This window comes from Borrelia persica No12, assembly GCF_000500045.1.
Lineage (GTDB): Bacteria > Spirochaetota > Spirochaetia > Borreliales > Borreliaceae > Borrelia > Borrelia persica.
The window spans coordinates 1-2616 of the sequence record NZ_AYOT01000077.1 but is presented as its reverse complement, the minus strand read 5'-3'; the positions used below and the strand labels follow the sequence as shown (position 1 = coordinate 2616).

4 protein-coding genes are annotated in these 2616 nt (G+C 29.7%); all 4 read left to right on the top strand.

Going from position 1 to position 2616, the window contains the following annotated elements:
* Positions 1-200: 200 nt before the first annotated feature.
* The 4 genes from U881_RS0101455 to U881_RS0101440 are packed head-to-tail and all read left to right on the top strand — an operon-like array spanning position 201 to position 2612.
* Positions 201-767: a DUF228 domain-containing protein gene (locus tag U881_RS0101455; RefSeq protein WP_024653017.1), complete on the top strand. Its 567-nt coding sequence runs from the start codon at positions 201-203 to the stop codon at positions 765-767.
* 16 nt (positions 768-783) lie between these two features.
* On the top strand, positions 784-1743 hold the full coding sequence (locus U881_RS0101450; RefSeq protein WP_024653016.1) for a hypothetical protein: 960 nt from the start codon (positions 784-786) through the stop codon (positions 1741-1743).
* A gap of 9 nt (positions 1744-1752) precedes the next feature.
* Positions 1753-2214, top strand: coding sequence for a DUF3890 domain-containing protein (locus U881_RS0101445; RefSeq protein ID WP_024653015.1), 462 nt, complete (start codon positions 1753-1755; stop codon positions 2212-2214).
* Entirely contained in the window at positions 2214-2612 is a 399-nt protein-coding gene (locus U881_RS0101440; protein ID WP_024653014.1) for a DUF1506 family protein, read from the top strand. Before U881_RS0101445 ends, U881_RS0101440 begins: the two co-directional genes overlap by 1 nt.
* The last annotated feature ends 4 nt before the right edge of the window (positions 2613-2616 follow it).

Sequence of the window (2616 nt, the reverse complement as noted above, 5' to 3'; positions counted from 1 at the left end):
AGCGAGCTCTAATTTACCTACTTCAATTAATATTATTGCATTAAGCAATTCATATAAGCATGATTTTAGAACCCCAGATGAACAAAAAGACTCGTCTTTTAGTTCAAGTAGTGATTTTACAATTCATTTTGTCAAAGTTGCTATTTTTGGGAACAAAGCTATTCAAAAAACAAGTTAAAAATTAAAAAGGAGGTTAAAGTATGGCCGATATTAAACAACTAGTTAAGGATTATCAAGATAAAAGAAAAGCACTAGCTTCTGTTATTAAAGGCGGTAGCAAAGAAGTAGAGCTTATGAGTAATACTACTGACTTTAGAAATAAAGGACCATGCGTTAGTGTTGGTGAATTTACTTCTTTTAGTAGTAATATACAAATAGAAAACTGGCCTAGCAAAAATTATCCATATAAATGTGGTGTTAAACTAAAGACAAATCAAATTAAAGCCAATGAGATTCATTATGGACCTCATGTTGAACCTGGTGGTGGTGATAATTTATATGGGATATGTGTTGATATTGATGATTATACAGAGAGAGCTCAAGTTGTACCAATAACTTCTGGTGCTTATCAAGCTTGGCTTTTTGCAAAAGACTCAACAATTAAGAGAGGAGACAAGGTTAAATTTAATGATAAAGGTGAAGCAGAAAAATCTAGTGGTTCAAATACTGTTTATAATGCATTTGCTTTAGAAGATACAGTCACTTTATCTGAGAATACATATTTAGTTCATATCAAATTTGTTGGAAATAAAGTATCTAATAATTAAATTAAGGAGGTTTTAAATGGAATTATTTGATGAAAATTATTATGTACAAGAAGTTATTCAAGCAACAGAAGAAGTCGAATTACCAAAATTTTATGATTGGTTTGCTAAAGAACAAATTGAAGAAGTTCCTTATAAGATGGGATTTTTTAAAACAGTAGAATGGGATGTTTTTCTAAAAGAAAATCCAACAGATGTTATAAATAATTATAATACAGTCTCAACAATAGGATTTAAATCAGAGGTGGTAAAGCTTAATTATTTGCATTTGCAATATAAATTTCCACATTTAAAAGATTCTGCGGTTCTCGAATTTACAAATTCTGAGTATATTGGAGATGTTAATAATAATTACTTACCTTTTGGTACTGCTTATAAATTAGCATGTAATGAAATTATGAAAATGATCACCCATTTTGTATTAACCGGAACTGTATCAATACAAAAGGATGGTAATAATGCAAAAATTCTTTTACCTAACATGTATGGTTTACTTAATATGCCATATCAAATCAAAGAAGAAGTTGATGCTAGCAATAAAGACAAAATGGATAAGATATTTGAAAAGATAGAATCTGGTCTGTCAAAATTAGAACTAGGTGATTATTTTGATTCTCCATTCATGGTAATTGTAGATCCGCTAACAAGCTTGAAATTGGTTAAACCTTATATGGTAAATGATAATCCAGGTTTTCTTAATGAACGTTGGCAAGATTTTTTAACAGCTACAATCAAAGCTTTGAATAATAGAAATGAAGTAGTAATACAAACATCTAATTTACTGAAAAATCAAATTGTTATTTTTCCAATGAATCCAAAGTTGTTGAAATTTAAACCAAGTAAATACATGTTGCCAACACCTAATGAACAAATTGACACTAATTCAAGCAATATTGCGCATTCTTATATTGATTTTGTACTTGGTGGTTTACTTGCTACAAAGAAAACTATTCTGCAGGTTTTCATTAAGCAAAGTTAGGAAACAGTTATGTCACATGATATAGCACAAGAACAACTTGATAATGAAATACGTAAACTTTACACAGAAATAATAGAATTATTGGATATCAATGAAGATGTTTTGAGTTTTTCGACTTTCATGCAATATTCACGACTAGTTGAGATGTTGCTTGAAGTTAAGGGTATTGACTTATCAATACTTACAACTTCACATATCAAATTGTTAATGTATTACTATACTGGGTGCAAACTGAAAAAAAGCGGAACTATCAATGATTTTAGTGGAAATTCCCAAGTAATAAAGAAACACAAACTTAACGAACTTGAGATCGAATATGAACAAGTACGATCATCTGATGTTAATGAATCTTTGGGTAGTGACATTAAAATTGGTGATAGTTTTTGTTCATCTTTTGATTCATTATTATCTAGTTTGGCACTTGTTGACTCTTCAACAACTAAAAAATATTGCATAGGAGTTGCACGTTAATGCAGAGAAATAATAATGTGAGAACCAAATTCACTCAAATGGCATTATCGGTTATTTCCTATTTTGAAGATAAAAAACCATTAAGGCTTTATCAAAAAAGATATGAATATAATGAAGAGACTGCAAGTTATGAAACAGTAATTGACAGAGAAAACTTTAAAGAATTTACTGGTGTACTCTTTAGCATCAATCCCGATTCTCTTGTGACTATGAATGAATCCGATCTTAGTGATATTACTTGTCTTTACAAGTTGTATACAAGTGCACAACTTGATTTTGCTATATCAGATAAGATCTCTGAAGGTGATTTAGATAATTTTCACTTTGAAATAGTATCAATTGATGGTTCAGTTGGTTATCTAACTTTAATACTAAAGGGAGTTGGCATGAATGGATAATGAA

Excerpts from the sequence above, each read along its gene's own strand:
- U881_RS0101455 (WP_024653017.1), top strand. The coding sequence starts at position 201 with ATGGCCGATATTAAACAACTAGTTAAGGATTATCAAGATAAAAGAAAA.
- U881_RS0101450 (WP_024653016.1), top strand. The coding sequence starts at position 784 with ATGGAATTATTTGATGAAAATTATTATGTACAAGAAGTTATTCAAGCA.
- U881_RS0101445 (WP_024653015.1), top strand. The coding sequence starts at position 1,753 with ATGTCACATGATATAGCACAAGAACAACTTGATAATGAAATACGTAAA.
- U881_RS0101440 (WP_024653014.1), top strand. The coding sequence starts at position 2,214 with ATGCAGAGAAATAATAATGTGAGAACCAAATTCACTCAAATGGCATTA.